Raw genomic sequence first — 19,924 nt, forward strand, 5'->3', positions numbered from 1 at the left:
CGGGTCAGGCCTTCGCGCGAGCCGCGTCCGTCGGGGGCGCGCAGATCGGGCAGGGGTCCGTCGCGCCGGAGGCGAGGACGCCCGCGTCCGGTGTCACCGCGTCCGGCTTCCCCGCCACCAGCGGGCAGTCCGCGCGGTGCAGCAGCCCCCCGCCGGGCACGAGCAGGAGGTCGTCGCTGGTCGCGACGGGCACAGCAGCCCGCTCGGCGCGCGCGCCCGCGGGATCCTGCCCCTCCACGGCCACGAGCAGCCCGTACAGCTCCTCGACCCGCGCCGCCGCGAGCGCCCCGCGGCCGTGCGCGAGGAGCACGGCGCCCGCCACGATCAGCGCGGCGCCCGGCACCGTGCACGAGGCGATGTAGGGCAGCTGGCGCTCGGCGAAGCGCTCACCGGAGATGCCGTACCAGCCGATCACGCAGAGCACCGCCCCGGTCGCGAGCGCCGCGAACGCCGCCCACAGCATCGGGTGCACCGCGCGCAGCCGGGCCGCGCGGGAGGCGGCCGAGGACGCCGTGGGAGATCGCCGATCCGTTCGTGCCGCCCGCATCGAGGCCCCCTGGGAGACGTCGTAAGTCAGACAGGTCTGTTACTGACAGGTCTGTTCATGTCGGCCAATGGCTTGCACTATGCCTTCTGGAAGCTGACCCTGAAAGCACCGGGTGCTCTTCGCCCGGACCGACACCCGGTGGTGAGCCAGATGGTTCTCGGGACAAGCCCCAGGCGGGGGAGCGATCTTCGGCGGGGAAGGGTGCGGAGCGCGGCGCTGGCGGCAGCCGCGGTCCTGCTGATCGTTCCGGCCGCCGCGGCCTGCGGTGACGACAGCGGTGGCGGCGACGACAAGGCGCCGCCGAAGCCCTCGGTGGAGAAGTCGGAGAAGCCGGAGAGTACCCCCGAGGAGTCGCCGTCGTCCGGCGCGCCGTCCGACGCCAACAAGCCCGCCGACCCGGCGGCGGCCGAGAAACAGGTGCGGGCGAACTTCGAGAAGTTCTTCGACCCGGCCACGTCCCTGCGGGACAAGGAGGCCGTCCTGGAGAACGGCCCGAAGATGCGCGCGGTCCTCCAGGGCTTCAGCGGGGACGAGCGCGGCAAGCAGGTCGGCGCGAAGGTCGGCAAGGTCGAGTTCACCTCGGCGACGGAGGCCGACGTGACGTACGCCCTGACGCTGAAGGGTGCCACCGCGCTGCCCACCGCCAGCGGGACGGCCGTGAACCAGGACGACACCTGGAAGGTGTCGGTGAAGACGCTGTGCGCCCTGGTGAAGCTGAGCGGCAACGCGTCGCCCGGCCCCGGCTGCTGAGGCCTTGAGCAGCCGTCGGGCGCGGACGGCCGGGGCGCCGGGCCCGCACGCCCGGCGCCGCCGGCGCTCCGGCGTCCTCGCCGTGCTCGCGACCGCCGCGCTCCTGGCCAGTGCGGCCTGCGGCAGCCGCCTCCCGGAGAGCGACTTCGAGGAGCGCCCGCCCGCGCCGCGCGGCACCCAGGACGGGCCGCCGCTGCGGGTCGGCATCATCGCCAGTGCCACCAGCCCGGTCGGCGGCTCCGCCTTCACCGGCCCGCGCGACGGCGCCGCGGCCTACTTCGAGCGCCTCAACGACCGCGGTGGCGTGGGCGGCAGGAAGGTCGAGGTGCACACCTGCGACGACGGCGGCAGCGGCGTCGGCAACAACGAGTGCGTGCACAAGCTGCTCGACGAGAAGAAGGTCGTCGCCCTCGTCGCCACCGCCTCCCTCGACTACGCGGGCGCCCCGCGCGTGTCGAAGGCGGGCGTGCCCGACATCGGCGGCCAGCCCATCGGCTCCGCCTACGACACCTACCCGCACCTGTACGGCATCTACGGCAGCCTCGCCCCGCGCACCGGCAAGCCGGGCTGGGACGGCAAGCTGTACGGCGGCACCGAGGTCTACCGCTACTTCAAGCGCGAACAGGGCGCCCGCACCGCCGCCGTCGTCTCCTACAACCAGGCCGCGTCGGCCGCGTACGCCCGCCTGGTGAAGCGCGGCCTGGCGGCCGAGGGCTACGACGTCGTCACCGAACAGGTCGACTTCGCGCTGCCCAACTTCCGCGCCGTCGCAGCCGACCTCAAGGACCGGGGCGTCGACCTCGTCTTCGACGCGCTGGACACCCACGGCAACGCGCAGCTGTGCGAGGCGATGGACGACGTCGGCGCCGACCTCACCGCGAAGGTGACCAACGTCCAGAACTGGTCGTCCTCGGCGGCCGAGGACTACAAGGACGCGCCGCGCTGCCGCAACGCCCTGTGGGCCACCGGCGCGAGCCGCAACCACGAGGACACCGGCCATCCGGCGGTGCGCGCGTTCCGCGACGCCACGAAGGGGGCGAAGACGCACTCCCAGTGGCAGCTGGAGGGCTGGGCCGCCGCGATGTGGTTCACGGACGCGGCGCAGTCCTGCCTGGCGTCCGCGGGCGACGTCACGCGCGCCTGCGTCGACCGCTTCATGAGCCGCGGCGAGCCCTACGACGCGGACGGCCTGCTGCTTCCCGTGACGTACGAACGGCGGTCCGAGCCGCCGAAGAAGCGCGAGACCTGCGTGTCCGTGGCCCGCTGGCAGGACGATGAGGGCTGGGTCACACAAGGCGACATGAACCGCACCTGCTTCGACGTACCACAGCTCTCCTACCAGCCCTGATGGGTGTACCAGTCACGGAGTTCCCGCTTCCGGCTCACGTTCAGGTGTCCGTTCCAGAACAAGACGGATTTTCGACCCAACCCTTGGCCTGAGATTCCCGTCTAACCCCTCGGTAGGCGGACGAGACGGACTGTCCGCAGGGAAGCGCGGAATACGGGGACGTATGCATATCTCTTTCCTGATTCACAACGCGTACGGGATCGGAGGGACGATCCGGACGACGTACAACTTGGCGAACACGCTCGCCGAGCACCATGACGTCGACATCGTGTCGGTGCTGCGCCACCGCGACGAGCCGGTCTTCACCCCCGACGCGCGGATCAGGCTGAGCCACCTCGTCGACATCAGGAAGAACAGCCCCGGGTACGAGGGCGACACCGAGGCCTACCGGACCCCGGCCAAGGTCTTCCCGAGCGCCGAGGGCCGCTACGCCCAGTACAGCGCCCTCACCGACGAGCGCATCGCGGCCCACCTGTCCGCCCTGGAGTCCGACGTCGTCATCGGCACCCGGCCCGGCCTGAACGTGCACATCGCACGGCAGACCCGGCGCGGCGTGCTGCGCGTCGGCCAGGAGCACCTCACCCTCGACAGCCACCCCAAGGAACTGCGCCTCCAACTGCGCAGCGTGTACCCGCGCCTGGACGTCCTGACCACGACGACCGAGGCCGACGCGCACGCCTACCGCCAGCGGATGCGACTGCCCGGCGTGCATGTGCAGGCGGTGCCGAACCCGGTGCCCGCGCCCGGCATCGAGCCCGCCGACGGCTCCCACAAGTGGGTCGTCGCGGCCGGCAGGCTCGCCCCCGTCAAGCGGTACGACCTGCTGATCCGCGCCTTCGACAAGGTGCGCCGCGAGCGCCCCGACTGGCGCCTTCGCATCTACGGCGGGGGCAAGCAGAAGGACAAGCTCCGCAAGCTGATCGACGACCTCGGCCTGTACAACCACGTGTTCCTCATGGGCCCGGCGCACCCCATCGAGCCGGAGTGGGCCAAGGGCTCCATCGCGGCCGTCACCTCCAGCCTGGAGTCGTTCGGCATGACCATCGTGGAGGCCATGCGCTGCGGGCTCCCGGTGGTCGCCACGGACTGCCCGCACGGTCCCGGCGAGATCATCGACAACGGCGTCGACGGCCGCCTCGTCGAGGTCGGCAACGCCGACGCGATCGCGGGCGGACTGCTCGAACTCATCAACGACGACGCGCTGCGGCAGCGCATGGCGGGCGCCGCGCTCGAGGACTCCGAGCGCTTCGACCCGGCCCGCATAGCCGAGCGCTACGAGGACATGTTCCACGGCATGCTCACGCGGGGCGGCTCGCTGGGCGGCCGGATGCGCGGCTCGATGCACCGCGCGAGAGGGGCCCTGCTCGGCGGCGCGTACGCCGTGCGGGACGCCCGCCGGACGGTACCGACGAAGGGGCGCTTGGCATGACGGCCGTGTTCACACGGGGCACGCTGGACGGCTCGGAGGAGACCACGACGGGTGAGCCGCAGCCGCTCGCGCCGCGTGCCGACTGCATCGCGGACTCCGCGGGCGGGCTGACCTTCGACGTCACCGACCCCGGTGAGGCGGGCGCCGCCCATCTGCTGCTGCGCCTGCGCGAGTCGGACCCGCCCGTCGAGGTGCGCCTGCCGCTCGCTCCCGCGGCCGACGGCAGCCTGCGCGCCGCGCTGCCCAGCAGCGTCGAGCTGGCCGAGGGCCGCTGGAACGCGTACGCGCAGGTCGAGGGCGGCGAGCCGCGCCGCCTCGTGCCGGGCGTGAACGACCTGCGCTCGCTGGTCGACCGCGCCCCCAGCGGCAGCCGCGGCCATGTCGCGGTCCGGATCCCGTACGCCACCAAGCAGGGCAACCTGTCGGTGCGCGCCTGGCTGCGCGCCCCGCACACCGAGGTCGGCGAGCTGTGCATCGACGGCACAGGCCTGACCGGGCACGGCAGGGTCTACGGCACCGCGCTGACCGGCGCCGCCCGCATCGAGGCCGTCCTGCGCGGCGACGTCTCCCGGGTCCTGCACGCCGAGGTGACCCCCGCGGGCACCGCGGACTTCGGCTTCGCCCTGCCCTACGCCGAACTCGCCGACGCCGAGGGCGTCTGGGACCTGTGGCTCCACCCGGCGGGCGACGAAGGACCGCGCATCCGCCTGGCCCGCCTCCTGGACGACGTGGCCGACAAGAAGCCGATCTTCACCTACCCGGCGACCCGCGTGGACTGCGTGGGCGGCCAGGTGGAGGTGGGCCCGTACTACACGAACGACAACGATCTGGCGGTACGGGTGACGGCGGCGGTCGGCGCCTGATGCGTCGGGGCCCGGTTCAGCCGGGCCCCGGACCGGGGTGCTCGGTCTGGTCGTCCGGCGCCCGCAGCGCCCCGAACTCGGGATGGTGCAGATCGAACGCCGGGGACTCCGAGCGGATCCGGGGCAGCGTGACGAAGTTGTGCCGCGGCGGCGGGCAGGAGGTCGCCCACTCCAGGGAGCGGCCGAACCCCCAGGGGTCGTCGACCTCGACCTTCTCGCCGTACTTGGCGGTCTTCCAGAGGTTGTAGAGGAACGGCAGCGTGGACAGGCCGAGCAGGAAGGCGCCGATGGACGACACGGTGTTGAGCACCGTGAAGCCGTCGGCCGCCAGATAGTCCGCGTACCGCCGCGGCATGCCCTCCGCGCCCAGCCAGTGCTGTACGAGGAACGTCGTGTGGAAGCCCACGAACAGCGTCCAGAAGTGGATCTTCCCGAGGCGTTCGTCGAGCATCTTGCCGGTGAGTTTCGGCCACCAGAAGTAGAAGCCCGCGAAGGTCGCGAACGCGACGGTGCCGAAGACGACGTAGTGGAAGTGGGCCACGACGAAGTACGAGTCGGTGACGTGGAAGTCCAGCGGCGGCGAGGCCAGGATGACGCCTGTCAGGCCGCCGAACAGGAACGACACCAGGAAGCCGACGGACCACAGCATCGGCGTCTCGAACGACAGGGACCCCTTGAGCATCGTCCCCGTCCAGTTGAAGAACTTGACCCCGGTCGGCACCGCGATCAGGAACGACATGAACGAGAAGAACGGGAGCAGCACCGCGCCCGTCGCGAACATGTGGTGCGCCCACACGACCACCGAGAGCCCGGTGATGGCCATCGTCGCGCCGACCAGCGGGACGTAGCCGAACACCGGCTTCCTGCTGAACACCGGGATGATCTCCGTGATGATGCCGAAGAACGGCAGCGCGATGATGTAGACCTCCGGATGCCCGAAGAACCAGAAGAGGTGCTGCCACAGCAGCGCACCCCCGAACTGGGCGTCGAAGACGACCGAGTGGAAGCGCCGGTCGGCCTCCAGGACGAGCAGGGCGGCCGCGAGCACCGGGAACGCGAGCAGCACCAGGATCGACGTGAAGAGGACGTTCCAGGTGAAGATGGGCATCCGGAACATCGTCATCCCGGGCGCGCGCATCCCGATGATGGTGGTCAGGAAGTTCACCGCGCCGAGGATCGTGCCGAAGCCGGACAGCGCGAGCCCCATGATCCACAGGTCGGCGCCGATGCCGGGGGACCGCTCCAGGCTGTTCAGGGGCGCGTACGCGAACCAGCCGAAGGCCGCGGGTCCGCCCGGCACGAGGAGCGAGCCGAGCACCATCAGGCCGCCGAAGAGGAACAGCCAGTACGAGAGCATGTTCAGGCGCGGGAAGGCCACGTCCGGCGAGCCGATCTGCAGCGGCATGATCTCGTTGGCGAAGCCCGCGAACGTCGGCGTCGCGAAGAGCAGCAGCATGATCGTGCCGTGCATGGTGAACATCTGGTTGAACTCTTCGTTGGACATCAGCTGCAGGCCGGGGCGGGCGAGTTCGGCCCGCATCATCAGGGCCATCAGACCCGCGATCAGGAAGAACGCGAACGACGTGATCAGGTAGAGGTGCCCGATCTTTTTGTGGTCGGTGGTGGTCAGCCAGTCGACGACGATCCGCCCCGGCGTCCGCTCCCGCGCCGGCCCCGCCTGCGCCCGCACCGTCTGCGTCCCCATCGCTTGCCCCTTCGCTGTCGCGTCCCGGGCTTGCTCGAAGCACACGACATGATGTCGCCGCGCCCCCGGATCCGACAGAGGGCGTCCCGCCTTCCGGCCGCGGACGGCCCTCGCCGCGCCGGCGCGCCTACCGCGTTCCGGCGACGGACGCACTCCGGGAGCCGTCTGTACCGGATCCCTGGAACCGTGAATTCCTCATGCCTCGTCACCTCACCGGAAGCTCCCGGTAATCGGAAATGCGGAGGATCGGTAGAGGATTTCCGGAGGCATTGCCAGGCGTCGGGGAGGATCTTCCGACAGTGTTCCGAGAGGTTTTCCGGCGATCTCTTCACGGGCTCCTGAGCGACCCGGAGTTCAGGCCGAATTCGGCCTTCGAGAGCAACGAACCGCTCGTACGTGTGACGAAGTACGGGCGAAACGCGCGTCGTGATCCTGTGACAGAAGCGTGACCAGAGGGGCACCGGTGACGCATGGTGCACGCCTGCCGGACTTCCCCGCGGCGCACCGGCCGCCTACCGTGACGGGCATGGCACCCATACCGACACCCGCCGCCGAGCCCCAGGACAGCCCGGACTCCTACGTCGGCCTCGCCGCCGAGGACGCCGAGCGCCGGGCCCGCGCCCGCGGCTGGTCCACCGTCAGGTCGCTGCCGCCGGGCGCGTTCATCACCATGGAGTACCTCGCGGGGCGGCTGAACTTCGAGGTCGCGGACGGCGCGGTGACGCGCTGCTGGAAGGGCTGAGCCGCCGCCCCGGACCCGACGCCCCCGAACACGACGGCCCCGACGCCGCCCAGGACGCCCCTGGGCGGGACGGACGAAGGCCCCGGACGCCTGTGCGGTGTCCGGGGCCTTCGTCGTGCGGGATCCAGCTGTGCGTACCGTTTCCCGCGGTCGGTGGGGCGCTCAGCCGCCCGCGAGGGGCCTCGCCGAGGTGCCGCGCACCCGCTCGGGGTGCGGCGGGCGGCGGGGGCCCTGCGGGGTGACCGGCGTGCGCTCGCAGCGGGCGGTGTGCGGGCCCGGGGCGAGGTAGGCGGGGGTGCGGGGGCGGCGGTCGCGACGGGCTCGCGGGCGGGCTGCTCGTCGCCGGGGGCGCCGGGGGCGCCCGAGGTGCGCTGCGGGACCAGGGCCGGGGTGGGCACCGGGGTCGTGGCGGGGCGGCCGCCGCGGCGCGCCCAGGCGTCCCTGATGCCGAGGATCCAGGCCTCGACGCGGGTGATGAGCGGCTCCACCCAGGGCAGCGCGAGCAGGATCAGCAGGCCGGCGGCCCAGCCGAGCAGGACGTCGCTGAGCCAGTGCGTGCCCAGGTAGACGGTGGTGAGGCCGACGCTGAGGGAGACCACGGCGGAGAGCGCCGACAGATAGCGGCGGGTGCGCGGGGTGGAGGCGAGATAGGCCAGGATTCCCCAGGTCACGACGGCGTTGGCGGTGTGGCCCGAAGGAAATATATCGCCGCCCTGCCACATCTCGTTCGAGCCGATGACGGTGGCGTAGTGCGGGCCGAGGCGGCCCATGCCGATCTTGGCGGCGCCCACCGTGGCGTTGAGCAGGAGCAGCGCGGCGCCGAACATCAGCAGCGGGCGCAGCGTGTGCTGCCGCCAGGAGCGCCAGCCCAGCCAGGCCGCGACCATCACGGCGGTCGGGCCGCGCTGGCCGAGGACGACCCAGTAGTCGAGGAAGCCGTGGATCTCGGGCCACTGCTGGTAGGGCCGGAAGAACATGACCTGCCAGTCGAACCGCACGAGCCAGGACGTGGCCACGACGGCGACGACGATGGCCGCGTAGAAGGCCAGCGTCGCGCTGAAGAGCACGACCCGGTGCGGGCTCATCCGCGGCTCATCGAGGTGGGCCGGTCGTTCCGGCTCACGGTCTAGCCGGGCGAAGAGCCGGTCCAGACGGGTCAGGTTTCGTTCGGTACGCACCCAATCGACGTTACAGCGAGTGAGTGCCCTACTAGGTCGAATCAGAGCGTTTGTGATGACGATGTGATGTGGCATTGATCTCAGGCTCCGGTTTATTCCGGCCGGAATGCCTATTCAATGATGCCTGCTTTACCCAATCCGTTGATCATTACGCTCGCGGTTTTAGGCGCCTTATGAATTCGTTCACCGGGACCTGGCGCGGAATTCTCCGTCCGATCACCGGATGCTCACCGCCCGTGTCCGGGAACGATCTTGAGCGGGCGATCTTGGCGGGAAGCGGAGGGCGCCGACGGGCCGGGGACGGGCTCACGGCGGCCCCGAGCCGTGCAGCCAGAAGGCCCCGTACACCGCGCTGACCAGGGCCACCGAGCCCACGACCAGGGCCACCCTGCTCGTGCGCAGCCGCGCGAGCGCCACCGCGAGCGGCAGCAGGATCGGGAAGGCGGGCATCAGCAGGCGCGGTTTGGAGCCGAAGTAGCCGGACGCGCACAGCGCGAGCACGACGACGACCCCGCAGTAGACGAGCAGGGCGGGCGGCTGGTGCTGCCGCACCCCCTTCACGTACAGCCAGACCAGACCAGCGACGCCGACGATCAGGCCGATCCCCGCGAGCGCCCCCGCCGGGGACGTGAACTTCTCGCCGATGAAGCGCGCGAAGGCGTAGCCCCCGTCGAAGCCGTTGCCCCACTGCTTCTGGACGTCGAGGTAGCCGAACAGGCCGTCGCCCGTGCGGTGCCCCACCCACAGGACGTAGCCCGCCGCGCCGAGCGGCGCGAGCAGTACGCCGAGCAGCATTCGCCAGTCCCGCCCGGCCACCAGTGGCCGCTCACCGGCCCGCTTCCTGCGGTACGCCGCCAGGGCCGCCGTCGCCCACACCGCGGCGACCACCGCCGCCCCCACCGGGCGGGTGAGCCCGGCCAGCGAGGCGAGCAGGCCCGCCGTCACCCAGCGCCCGGTCAGGACCGCGTACAGCGACCAGGCCGCGAGCGCCGTGAACAGCGACTCGCTGTACGCCATCGACTGCACGATGCCGACCGGCAGCACCGCCCACAGCGCCACCGCGCACACCCCGGCCCGGCGGCCGTACACATGTTCCGCGACCGCGAAGATCCCGCCCGCCGCGCACAGCGAGGCGAGCGCGCTCACCACCAGGCCCGCGTCCGCGTACGACAGGCCGAACGCCGACCCGGCCCGCTCCAGCCAGGGCAGCAGCGGGAAGAACGCCAGGTTCGAGTGGACGCTGCCGTCCGGCAGTCGCACCTCCCAGCCGTAACCGAAGTCGGCGACACGGGTGTACCAGAGCGAGTCCCAGCGGGCGGAGAGCAAGGTGTGCGGACTCTTGCCCGCCGCGGCACCCCACACGGCGAGCACCGCGAGCCCCAGCGCGCGCACCCCGGCGTACACAAAGAGCGCGGGCGCCGCCCGGCGCAGCGCGGCGGCGGTCCGGTGCCCCGTGGCGGGGCGCTGATCAAGATCGGTCACGGGCTCGATTATCGGCTCCCCGCCCGCATGCTCGTGACGGCACGAGGGCAGCCGAACATCACCGGCACGGGCGAACGTGGCGCACACCACACCCCCGCGCGGCAACCATGAGAGGTCCGCCACGCGAGCCGGCCGGGGACTCGCGTACGCTGACGGCCACTCGCCGTTCACAGCCGCCACAGCCGGACGACCGGATCCCGTAGGGTCCCGCCGGCCCCCCACTGGCCGCACTCGCGAGGAATCACTGGGAGGTACGCACATGTCCGGGACGACCACGGCCGCCGCTCCATCCGGCCGTCGGCCCCCCGGCGCGGGCGCCAACCGCTGGGTCGTGCTCGTCGTCCTCTGCGTCAGCCTGCTGCTCGTCGCCGTCGACGCCACCGTCCTGCACGTCGCCGTGCCCGCCGTCACCGAGGACCTCAAGCCCGGCGCGATCGAGCTCCTGTGGATCGTCGACATCTATCCGCTGGTCTGCGCCTCGCTCCTGATCCTCTTCGGCACCCTCGGCGACCGCGTCGGCCGCCGCCGCGTGCTGCTCCTCGGCTACGGCCTCTTCGGCGTGGCCTCCGCGATCGCCGCGCTCGCCGACACCCCGAACGTCCTCATCGCGGCCCGCGCGCTGCTCGGCGTCGGCGGCGCGATGATCATGCCCGCGACGCTCTCGATCCTGCGCCAGGTCTTCCCCGACCGGCGCGAGCGCGCCCTCGCGATCGGCATCTGGAGCGCCGTCGCCGCCGTCGGCGCCGCCTGCGGCCCGCTGCTCGGCGGCTTCCTCCTCGAACACTTCTGGTGGGGATCGGTCTTCCTCATCAACATCCCGCTGATGCTCGTCAGCCTGCCCGTCGGACGCTGGCTCCTGCCCGAGTCGACCGGCGCCCGCAACGGACCCTGGGACGTCGTCGGCGCCCTCATGGCCGCCGGTGGCCTCTTCGGCCTCGTGCTCGGCGTCAAGCGGCTCGGCAGCGGGGAGTCGCCGTTCGGCGCCACCACGCTGCTCGCGCTCCTCGTCGGCGGCGGGCTCCTCGTCTCCTTCGTCCGCCGGCAGCGGCGCCGGACGTATCCGCTCGTCGACCTCGCCATGTTCACGCGGCCCGCGTTCAGTACGTCCGTGGGGTGCATCGTCCTCGCGATGCTCGCCCTCGTCGGGCTCGAGCTCATCGCCGCGCAGTACCTCCAGCTCGTCCTCGGCCTCTCCCCCCTGGAGACCGGGCTCCGGCTGCTTCCCCTCACCATCGCCGCCATGGCCGCGGGGCTCGCCGGGTCCCGGATGCTCCAGCGCTTCGGGCCCCGCGCCATGGTCGCCTCCGGCTTCGCGCTCACCGCACTCGCCGTCGCCGCCCTCACCGCCATGGGCACCGACGACAACGCCCCGCTGCTCCTCACCGGCTTCGTCCTGCTCGGCTTCGGCCTGGAGACCACGCTCTTCGGCGCCTACGAATCCATGCTCAGCGAGGCCCCGCAGACCCAGGCCGGCGGGGCCGCGGCCATCGGTGAGACCTCCTACCAGCTCGGTGCGGGGATCGGCATCGCGCTCCTCGGCAGCGTCATGAACGCCGCGTACGCGCCCGGGCTCTCCTCCGTGCGGGGGGTGCCCGCCGCCGACAGTGCCGCCGCCGGGCATTCCCTCGGGGAGGCCTATGACGTGGCCGATCGGCTCGGTGGGGCGCAGGGCGAGGCGCTGCGGGTGGCCGCCCGGGACTCCTTCATGCACGGGCTCCATGTGACTCTGCTCGTCAGCGCGGGGTTGCTCCTTCTCGGGGCCCTCGCAGCCTTGCGGCTGCCTCGGGGGATGGAGTGCGGGGGCCCTGCCGGGGAGGCGGAGGCGGGGATACCTGTTCCCCGCGAGGGTGCGGGGGTCGCGGCGAAGTCGCTGCGCTGACGCCTGCCCGCCCGAGCCTGCACCGGCCTCCCCGACAGCCCGGCACCCTCGGCCCCTCGTGGCTCACCCCCGTATCGGCGCTCCGCGCCTCGTCCTCAAGCGCCGGACAGGCTTTCTCCCACCCACCCGCCCAAACTTGCACCGGCCTGCCCGAAAGCCCGGCACCCTCAGCCCCGGACGGGCTTTTCCCACCCGCCCGCCCCGGGGAAGTCGTTTTCAGCCCGTCCGGCGTTTGAGGACGAGGCGCGGAGCGCCGATAGCGGGGGAGGGCTGTCCCACCCGCACGGGACGACCGCCTACGGGGTCCAGGGGCGCAGCCCCGGTTTCGGGAAAAGGGTGGGACTGGGGCGCCCCCGCGAGGCCCAGGCCCGCTCTGGACGTGAAGGATGCCGCACCGTAGCGTCGACCCGAGTCGGATGTGACTACCAGTGCTAGTTAAGAAGCCCGCCGGAGGCCACCCCATGTCGCCCGCAAGCAGCAGCAACACCACACCGCCCCCCTTCGACCCGGCCGACCCCCTGGGTCTCGACGACCTGCTGGACGCGGAGGACCTGGCGGTGCGCGACACCGTCAGGTCGTGGGCGGCGGACCGCGTGCTGCCGCACATCGCGGAGTGGTACGAGAGCGGCGAGCTGCCGGGGATCAGGGAGCTGGCCCGGGAGCTGGGGTCGATCGGGGCGCTGGGGATGTCGCTGACGGGCTACGGCTGCGCGGGCGCGAGCGCCGTGCAGTACGGCCTCGCCTGCCTGGAGCTGGAGGCGGCGGACTCGGGGATCAGGTCGCTGGTGTCCGTGCAGGGCTCCCTCGCGATGTACGCGATCTGGAAGTTCGGCTCCGAGGAGCAGAAGGAGCGCTGGCTGCCGGGCATGGCGGCGGGCGAGACCATCGGCTGCTTCGGCCTCACCGAGCCCGACCACGGCTCGGACCCGGCGGCCATGCGGACGTACGCGAAGCGGGACGGGACGGACTGGGTCCTGACCGGGCGCAAGATGTGGATCACGAACGGATCGGTCGCGGGCGTCGCCGTGGTCTGGGCGCAGACGGACGACGGGATCAGGGGCTTCGCCGTCCCCACGGACACTCCGGGCTTCACCGCACCGGAGATCAGGCACAAGTGGTCGCTGCGCGCCAGCGTCACCAGCGAGCTGGTCCTGGACGAGGTGCGGCTCCCGGCGGACGCGGTGCTGCCCGGCGTCACCGGCCTGAAGGGCCCGCTCAGCTGTCTGTCGCACGCGCGCTACGGCATCGTCTGGGGCGCGATGGGAGCGGCCCGCGCCTGTTTCGAGGCGGCCGTGGACTACTCGAGGACCCGGGAGCAGTTCGGCAGGCCGATCGGCGGCTTCCAGCTCACCCAGGCCAAGCTCGCCGACATGGCGGTCGAGCTGCACAAGGGCATCCTGCTCGCGCACCACCTCGGGCGCCGCATGGACGCCGGGCGGCTGCGGCCCGAGCAGGTCAGCTTCGGCAAGCTCAACAACGTACGAGAGGCGATCGAGATCTGCCGCACGTCGCGCACGATCCTCGGCGCCAACGGCATCTCGCTCGAGTACCCCGTGATGCGGCACGCCACGAACCTCGAGTCGGTGCTCACCTACGAGGGCACCGTCGAGATGCACCAGCTGGTCCTCGGCAAGGCGCTCACCGGGCTCGACGCCTTCCGCTGAGCGCGCGGTGCGCGCGGCGGCGGGGCACGGGCACGGCGAGCGGCCTTGCCTCAGCTCTGGTTGAAGAAGCCGTCGGTCCGCTGGGCCGTGGCCTCGCCGCTGACGATCTCCGTGTCGGCGGGGGTCAGCAGGAAGACCCGGTGCGCGACCCGGTCGATGGAGCCGCGCAGGCCGAAGATGAGCCCGGCCGCGAAGTCGACGACACGCTTGGCGTCGCCGGGCTCCATCGACGTGAGGTTCACGATGACGGGCACGCCGTCCCGGAACATCTCACCGATGGCGCGGGCGTCGCGGAAGCTGTCCGGCGTGACCGTGCCGATCCTGTGGCCCTTGTCCTCGGCCACGTCCGACGCGACCTTGACCCGCGGGTCCGTGACCCAGGCCTCGGCCGCCTCGGGGCCGTCGGCCCCGTCGTCTTCGTATCCGTCGTAGTAACGCTCGTCGTTGTTGTCGTCGACGAGGCCAAGCCAGGCACTCGCCTTGCGCACCGATCCCATGGACGCCTCCTCTCGCAGCGGTCTGCTTGCGTTCCGCACCCCTATGGTCGTCCATGATGCGGATGGTGCGCCAAGGGGATAGTCGCCGCGCGGGGTTTTCGTGACGGTACTGGCACACAGTCAATACGGCGACGCGCGGGATTCTTCAAGGGTCTTGCCGTGTACGGCTGCTGACAGTGAGTGAAATATGATTCTTCGCGGCGTATGGGTGACGCGCGGTGCGTACGGGTGAACGGCAGGTGCGCGGACGGGTCGATACGATGCCGGAGTTCGCGTGTCCAGCGGATCCATCGGACTCATCGGGCTCACGGGGGAGTCGCCTTGTTCGGAATCGTCAGGCCGTGCAGCCACCGTCTCGGGGAGGGGCTGAAGACCCAGTGGATGGCGCATCTGTGCGGGCTCTGCCTCGCGCTGCGCGGTGACCACGGGCAGTTCGCGCGCGTCGTGACCAACTACGACGGGCTCATCATCTCGGTTCTGACGGAGGCTCAGGCCGAGCGGGCCTCCGGTCGGCGGCGCACCGCGGGCCCCTGTCCGCTGCGCGGCATGCGCACCGCGTCCGTCGCCCGGGGCGAGGGCGCCCGGCTCGCCGCGGCCGTCTCGCTCGTGCTGGCGTCCGCGAAGGTCCGCGACCACGTCGTCGACGGTGACGGCCTGTTGGCGCGCAGGCCGGTGGCCGCCGCGGCCCGGCGCGTCGCCGGCAAGTGGGGCCGCGAGGGCGCGAGCACCGGCGCCGACGTGGGCTTCGACACGGCGGTCCTGCTCGACGCCGTCGAACGGCAGGAGGGCATCGAGGCCTTGGCGGGCCCCGGCACCTCCCTGCTCACGGTCACCGAGCCGACCGAGACCGCGACCGCCGCCGCCTTCGCGCACACCGCCGTCCTCGCCGGACGCCCGGGCAACGCGGAGCCGCTGGCCGAGGCAGGACGCCTCTTCGGCAGGCTCGCGCACCTCCTGGACGCCGTCGAGGACCGGGTGGCGGACGCCGAGGCGGGCGCCTGGAACCCGATCACGGCCCTCGGCACCTCCCGCGCCGAGGCCCGGCGGCTCGCCGACGACGCGCTGCACGGCATCAGGCTCGCCCTCGCCGAGGTGCGCTTCACCGACGCCAAGCTCGCCCACTTCCTGCTCGTGCACGAACTGGAGCGCTCGGTGGCCCGGGCGTTCGGCACCACCTCGTGCGGGCACGCGCCGCACGAGGTGAGCGGGGCGCCCGGGCACGAGGTGACGGCCTACGACGGGTCCTACGGCTCGGGGTCGTACGGGTCCGGCGGTTCGGGTTCCTACGGGGACGGGTCGAACCACGGGGCCGGGAACCACCGGGGCGACTCGTACGGCGGCGGGGACTACGGGAGCGGCAACTACGGAGGCGGCAACTACGGCGGGAGCGGCGACTGGTCCGGCGGCGAGCCGCCGAAGCCGCGGCGCGGGTTCTGGGCCGGGTGCGCCGTCGCGATCGGGCTGTGCTGCACCTGCCAGCTGTGCTGCGCCAAGGAGTACGAGGGCCCGTGGTCCCGCAAGAAGCGCGAGGGCGCCTGCCGGGACTGCGACTGCGATTGCTGTGACTGCTGCTCGTGCTGTGACTGAGACGGGGACCGCCCGGGGGCCCGGCGGGCCTCCCGGGCGGGTGGCCCGTGCGGCCACCCGCCGGTGACGTACCGTCACGTGCGGGCGCCTGCACGTGACGTACCGTCAGTCCTTGATCTCCGGCGGTGAGATCCGGGACTCGTCGATCGCCGACGCCCGCGTGCCCCACTTCTTCAGGATGCGGTCGTACGTCCCGTCCTCGATGAGCCGGTTGACCGCCGCCTGGAACGCGGGCGCCAGCTTCGTGCCCTTCTTGAAGGCGAAGCCCACGTCCAGGCGGTGGAACTCGCCCAGGAACTTCAGGCCCTCCTGCTGCCGCACCGCGTACCGCAGGCCGTTGATCGTCGACATCACCACGTCGCTGCGCCCCTGCTGGAGCGAGGGCCAGATCGCGCCGGGCTCGGTGTAGGTCTTCACGCTGTACGGCTTCTTGCCCGCGTCGGCGCAGACGTGCTTGTTGTCCTCCAGGGTCACCTCGAAGGTGGTGCCCGCGCCGGTCGCGACGTTCAGGCCGCACAGCTGGGCGAAGTCGGTGATCTTCTTCAGCTTGCTGTCCTCGCGGACGGCGAAGCCCTGGCCGTCGTTGATGTACGTGACGAAGTCGATGGTCCTGCGGCGTTCGTCGGTGACGCCGAAGTTGCCCGTCCCGAGGTCGTACTTGCCGCTGTCCAGGGCCGGCAGGATCGCCTCGAAGCTCGCGGTCTCGCGTTTCAGGCGCAGGCCGAGGACCTTGGCGACGGCGTTCGCGAAGTCGATGTCCTGGCCCACGACGGTCCTGCCGTCCGGCAGATAGGCCGAGCCCGGCGGGGTGCCGCCGACGCTGGTGGCGATCCTGAGGGTGCCGCGGTCGCGCACGTCCGCCGGGAGCAGCCGGGCCGCCTTGTCGTTCTTGGCGACGGACGACACCACGTCCGTCGTCGGGAGCTTGCCGCTCCTGCCCGCGGGGGCGGCGCCGCCCGCGGTCGTGGAGTCGCCGGAGCCGCACGCCGTGAGCGTCAGGGTGGCGGCGGTGAGCAGGGCGAAGGCCGTGGTGAGGCGGCGGGAGGGCAGGGGTGTGCGCATGACGTGGTGGTCTCCGGCTCCGGTGCGGTGTGGCGCGGCGCGTGGGTGAGGTGAGGTGAAGTGAGGCAGGGCGTGACGCGGTGCGTGTGATGACGTACGGGTCGTGCGAGGGGAGGGGCGCGTGGAGGTACGCGTGTGAAGGCGAAGCAACGGCGCGAAAGCGCGCGGGAGTTCGGAGAAAGCCGAGACAGCTGTCCGCATGGTGGAACGCGCGGGGCGATGGGCCGGGCGCGCGGGCGGGGCAGGTCGGCTCAGAAGTGCATCAACAAGACGCGGACCACACGCGACCGAAGTCGATGTGGGAGCGCCTGACCAGCCACTGCTGTGGATGCATGAGCACAAGTGGAACAGGCATCCGTTTCTGCGTCAACTGACCTGAGACGTACGGCTCATATTCTGGACAGCGTTCCGTGCCGCTCCTGGACAGCCTTGACAGCAGACGCGAAGCGCCCCGTAGTCTCAGGAGGCGGACCCTTGCTGAGGGGCTCGGTCCGTGTCCGGCCGCGCCGATGCGCGACCCATGTGAAGGCGGCACTCGTCCTGTCGTCCTGCTCGTCCTGACGAAAGCCTTCGCATGTCATCCGACACCCTCGCCAAAGTCGACGTCCGCCCGCCGGACCCGCCCACGGACGACCCCGCCGACCTGCCCGTCGTGGCGCGGCCCCGCGTCGGCCAGTGGATCGCCGCCGCCGTCGTCCTGATCGCCCTCGCGCTCGTCGCCCAGTCCGTCGCCCGCAACGACGCCTTCCAGTGGGACGTCGTCGGCGACTACTTCACCTCCGCGTCCGTGCTGCGCGGACTCTGGCTCACGCTGTGGTTGACCGGGGTGGTGATGGCGCTCGGCTTCGCGCTCGGCACCCTGCTCGCCCTGGGTCGCCTTTCCTCCAACCCCGTTCTGAGATCCGTCAGTTGGGGCTACGTCTGGCTCTTCAGGTCCATGCCGATCCTGGTGCAGCTGCTGTTCTGGTTCAACATCGGCGCCCTCTATCCGACGCTGTTCGGCGTCAAGACCGTGGACCTGCTCGGGCCCGTCACCATCGCCGTGATCGGGCTCACGCTGCACGAGGCCGCGTACGCCGCCGAGGTCGTGCGGGGCGGCATCCTCTCCGTGGACCGGGGGCAGGTGGAGGCCGCGCAGTCGCTCGGGCTCGGGCGGTGGCGGCGGCTGAGGCGCGTCGTCCTTCCGCAGGCCATGCGCTCCATCGTGCCCCCGGCCGGGAACATGCTGATCGGCACCCTCAAGGGCACCTCGATCGTCAGCGTCATCGCCGTCCAGGACCTGCTCTACTCCGTCCAGCTGGTCTACCACCGCACCTACCAGGTCATCCCGCTCCTGCTCGTCGCCACCCTCTGGTACGTCGTCGTGACCTCGCTGCTCAGCGTCGGCCAGTACTACGTGGAGCGGTACTACGCGCGCGGCTCGGAGCGGACCCGATGAACCCCGCCCTCGTCATCGTCGGCGCGGGTCCCCGCGCCACCGGCATCATCGAGCGCGTCGCCGCGAACGCGCCCGAGCTGTACGCGAGTTCGCGCCTCGACATCCACCTCGTCGACCCCTACCCGCCGGGCCCGGGACGGATCTGGCGCGCGGAGCAGTCCCCGCTGCTGTGGATGAACTCGCACGCCGAGGACGTCACGATGTTCACCGACGACACGGTCGAGACGGCCGGGCCCGTGCTCCCCGGACCCGCCCTGCACGAGTGGGCGGGCACCGACGGACAGGCCTTCGCCGACCGCCGCACCCAGGGCGCCTATCTGCGCTGGGTGTACGAGAAAGCGGTGGCCGCCCTGCCGTCCGGCATCACCGTCCACCACCACGCCCGCCGCGCCCTGCGCCTGACAGGACCACCGGACGGCCGCCAGGAGGTGTGGCTCGAAGGCGCCGAACACCCCCTGCCCGCCGACCTGGTGATCCTCGCCCAGGGCCACCTCGACGCCGACCTCGACCACGAACAGCAGCGCCTGTCCCGCTACGCCCGCCGCCACGGCCTGGTCCACCTGCCGCCCGACTTCACCGCTGACACCGACCTGAGCGCCCTGCGGGCGGGCGAGCCCGTCCTGGTCCGGGGCTTCGGCCTGGCCTTCATCGACCTGATGGTGCTCCTGACCGAGGGGCGCGGCGGCCGCTACGAGGGCGACACCTACGTGCCGTCGGGGCGCGAGCCCGTCCTGTACGTCGGGTCGCGTCGCGGCGTGCCCTACCACGCCAAGCTCGGCTACACCTGGGACGACGGCGAACGGCCGCCGCTGCCGCGCTACTTGGGCCCGGACCAGATCGACGAACTCCTCGCGCGGCCCGACGGCCACGACTTCGCCCGCGACGTGTGGCCGCTGATCGAGAAGGAACTGGGCTTCGCCCACTACCACCGCCTGTTCGCCGCCCACGCCGAACGCACCGCCATGGCCTGGCCGGACTTCGACGAGAAGTACGCGGTCTGCCCGCCAGGCAGCCCCGAGCTGGCCGCCCTCGTCTCCGCCGCCGTGCCCGACCCGGCCGACCGCCTGGACCTGCGCGCCATCGACCACCCCCTGGACGGTGTCCGCCACCCCTCGTACGACGGACTCCAGGACGGCATCAGGGCCTACATCACCGCCGACCTCACCCGCCGCCACGACCCCGCGCACAGCCCCGACCTGGCCGTCTTCCTCGGACTGCTCTCCGTGTACGGGCAGTTGGTGCGGCTCGGCGACATCGGGCCGTGGTGGCACGGCTACTTCAGCTATCTCGCCTCGGGGCCGCCCGGGCCGAGGCTGCGGCAACTGCTCGCGCTCTCGCGGGCCGGGGTGGTGCGGTTCCTCGGCGCCGGGATGACGGTGGCCGCGAGCGGGGGAGTGTTCCGGGCGCGCGGCGCGACCGTGCCCGGGGCCGCGGTGGAGGCCCGCGCCCTGGTCGAGGCGCGGCTGCCGCAGCCGACGCTCGCCCGCACCCGCGACCCGCTGCTGCGCGCCCTGCACGCGGAGGGCGTCGCTGAGACCCCCGACGGACTCCTCGCCGTCGACCCCGCCGACGGCCGCGTCCGCGACCGCTCCGGCACCCCGCACCCGCGCCGCTTCGCGCTCGGCCCGCACACCGACGCCCGGGGCGCGGGCGCCTTCACCCGGCCCCGCACCAACAGCCCCTCGTTCCGGCAGAACGACGCCACCGCGCGCGCCGTCCTCACCTTCCTCGCGGACCCGGCGCGATGAGCGGC

14 protein-coding genes and 2 pseudogenes are annotated in these 19,924 nt (G+C 72.0%); 10 read left to right on the forward strand and 6 right to left on the reverse strand.

The annotated features are described in order from the left end of the window. Nucleotides 1–4: 4 nt before the first annotated feature. The gene (locus AB6L24_RS11215) at nt 5–547 is read right to left on the reverse strand and encodes a hypothetical protein (RefSeq protein WP_405654693.1); all 543 of its coding nucleotides are present in this window, start codon (nt 545–547) and stop codon (nt 5–7) included. A 150-nt stretch (nt 548–697) separates the two neighbouring features. Here AB6L24_RS11215 and AB6L24_RS11220 point away from each other — a divergent pair, with 150 nt between their 5' ends. The 4 genes and pseudogenes from AB6L24_RS11220 (at nt 698) to AB6L24_RS11235 (ending at nt 4,937) form a co-directional block, all read left to right on the forward strand. Next, a complete protein-coding gene (locus AB6L24_RS11220; protein ID WP_405654695.1) occupies nt 698–1,297 on the forward strand; it encodes a hypothetical protein in 600 nt (199 codons plus the stop codon). Nucleotides 1,298–1,379: 82 nt separating this feature from the next. Beyond that, a complete protein-coding gene (locus AB6L24_RS11225) occupies nt 1,380–2,645 on the forward strand; it encodes an ABC transporter substrate-binding protein (protein WP_405657131.1) in 1,266 nt (421 codons plus the stop codon). A 163-nt stretch (nt 2,646–2,808) separates the two neighbouring features. After that, nucleotides 2,809–3,906: pseudogene (locus tag AB6L24_RS11230) on the forward strand (glycosyltransferase family 4 protein); the annotation flags it as partial. Between the two features lie 164 nt (nt 3,907–4,070). Then, nucleotides 4,071–4,937 (forward strand): hypothetical protein, encoded by an 867-nt coding sequence (locus AB6L24_RS11235; protein WP_405654697.1) that lies wholly within the window; start codon nt 4,071–4,073, stop codon nt 4,935–4,937. 16 nt (nt 4,938–4,953) lie between these two features. Here AB6L24_RS11235 and ctaD read toward each other — a convergent pair whose 3' ends face one another. Next, a complete protein-coding gene (gene ctaD / locus AB6L24_RS11240; protein WP_405654699.1) occupies nt 4,954–6,642 on the reverse strand; it encodes a cytochrome c oxidase subunit I in 1,689 nt (562 codons plus the stop codon). 526 nt (nt 6,643–7,168) lie between these two features. Between ctaD and AB6L24_RS11245 the strand changes: the two genes are divergently transcribed. Beyond that, the gene (locus tag AB6L24_RS11245) at nt 7,169–7,384 is read left to right on the forward strand and encodes an I78 family peptidase inhibitor (RefSeq protein WP_380852280.1); all 216 of its coding nucleotides are present in this window, start codon (nt 7,169–7,171) and stop codon (nt 7,382–7,384) included. 162 nt (nt 7,385–7,546) lie between these two features. Here AB6L24_RS11245 and AB6L24_RS11250 read toward each other — a convergent pair. Then, nucleotides 7,547–8,562, reverse strand: a pseudogene (locus tag AB6L24_RS11250) (phosphatase PAP2 family protein). A gap of 306 nt (nt 8,563–8,868) precedes the next feature. Next, a complete protein-coding gene (locus AB6L24_RS11255; protein WP_405654701.1) occupies nt 8,869–10,044 on the reverse strand; it encodes a hypothetical protein in 1,176 nt (391 codons plus the stop codon). Nucleotides 10,045–10,303: 259 nt separating this feature from the next. Here AB6L24_RS11255 and AB6L24_RS11260 point away from each other — a divergent pair, with 259 nt between their 5' ends. Together AB6L24_RS11260 and AB6L24_RS11265 are read left to right on the forward strand one after the other, a co-directional pair. Beyond that, nucleotides 10,304–11,923, forward strand: coding sequence for an MFS transporter (locus tag AB6L24_RS11260; RefSeq protein WP_405654703.1), 1,620 nt, complete (start codon nt 10,304–10,306; stop codon nt 11,921–11,923). A gap of 461 nt (nt 11,924–12,384) precedes the next feature. Then, nucleotides 12,385–13,587, forward strand: a complete 1,203-nt coding sequence (locus AB6L24_RS11265; RefSeq protein WP_405654706.1) for an acyl-CoA dehydrogenase family protein — start codon at nt 12,385–12,387, stop codon at nt 13,585–13,587. 50 nt (nt 13,588–13,637) lie between these two features. Here the strand turns inward: AB6L24_RS11265 and AB6L24_RS11270 are convergent, their stop codons facing one another. Next, complete coding sequence (locus AB6L24_RS11270; protein ID WP_405654708.1) at nt 13,638–14,084, reverse strand: cell division protein SepF; 447 nt, start codon at nt 14,082–14,084, stop codon at nt 13,638–13,640. A 321-nt stretch (nt 14,085–14,405) separates the two neighbouring features. Between AB6L24_RS11270 and AB6L24_RS11275 the strand changes: the two genes are divergently transcribed. Then, complete coding sequence (locus AB6L24_RS11275; RefSeq protein ID WP_405654710.1) at nt 14,406–15,671, forward strand: DUF5685 family protein; 1,266 nt, start codon at nt 14,406–14,408, stop codon at nt 15,669–15,671. Between the two features lie 105 nt (nt 15,672–15,776). On the opposite strand, the gene AB6L24_RS11280 is transcribed toward AB6L24_RS11275, so the two are convergent. Further along, the gene (locus tag AB6L24_RS11280) at nt 15,777–16,733 is read right to left on the reverse strand and encodes an ABC transporter substrate-binding protein (RefSeq protein ID WP_405654712.1); all 957 of its coding nucleotides are present in this window, start codon (nt 16,731–16,733) and stop codon (nt 15,777–15,779) included. A gap of 574 nt (nt 16,734–17,307) precedes the next feature. On the opposite strand from AB6L24_RS11280, the gene AB6L24_RS11285 reads away from it, so the two are divergent. Together AB6L24_RS11285 and AB6L24_RS11290 are read left to right on the forward strand one after the other, a co-directional pair. Beyond that, the gene (locus AB6L24_RS11285; protein ID WP_405654714.1) at nt 17,308–18,171 is read left to right on the forward strand and encodes an amino acid ABC transporter permease; all 864 of its coding nucleotides are present in this window, start codon (nt 17,308–17,310) and stop codon (nt 18,169–18,171) included. Further along, nucleotides 18,168–19,919 carry an FAD/NAD(P)-binding protein gene (locus tag AB6L24_RS11290; protein ID WP_405654716.1) on the forward strand — a complete coding sequence of 584 codons (1,752 nt, stop codon included), beginning with the start codon at nt 18,168–18,170 and terminating at the stop codon, nt 19,917–19,919. The genes AB6L24_RS11285 and AB6L24_RS11290 overlap by 4 nt, the downstream gene beginning before the upstream one ends. The last annotated feature ends 5 nt before the right edge of the window (nt 19,920–19,924 follow it).

The organism is Streptomyces sp. RK9 (assembly GCF_045070545.1).
Lineage (GTDB): Bacteria > Actinomycetota > Actinomycetes > Streptomycetales > Streptomycetaceae > Streptomyces > Streptomyces alboflavus.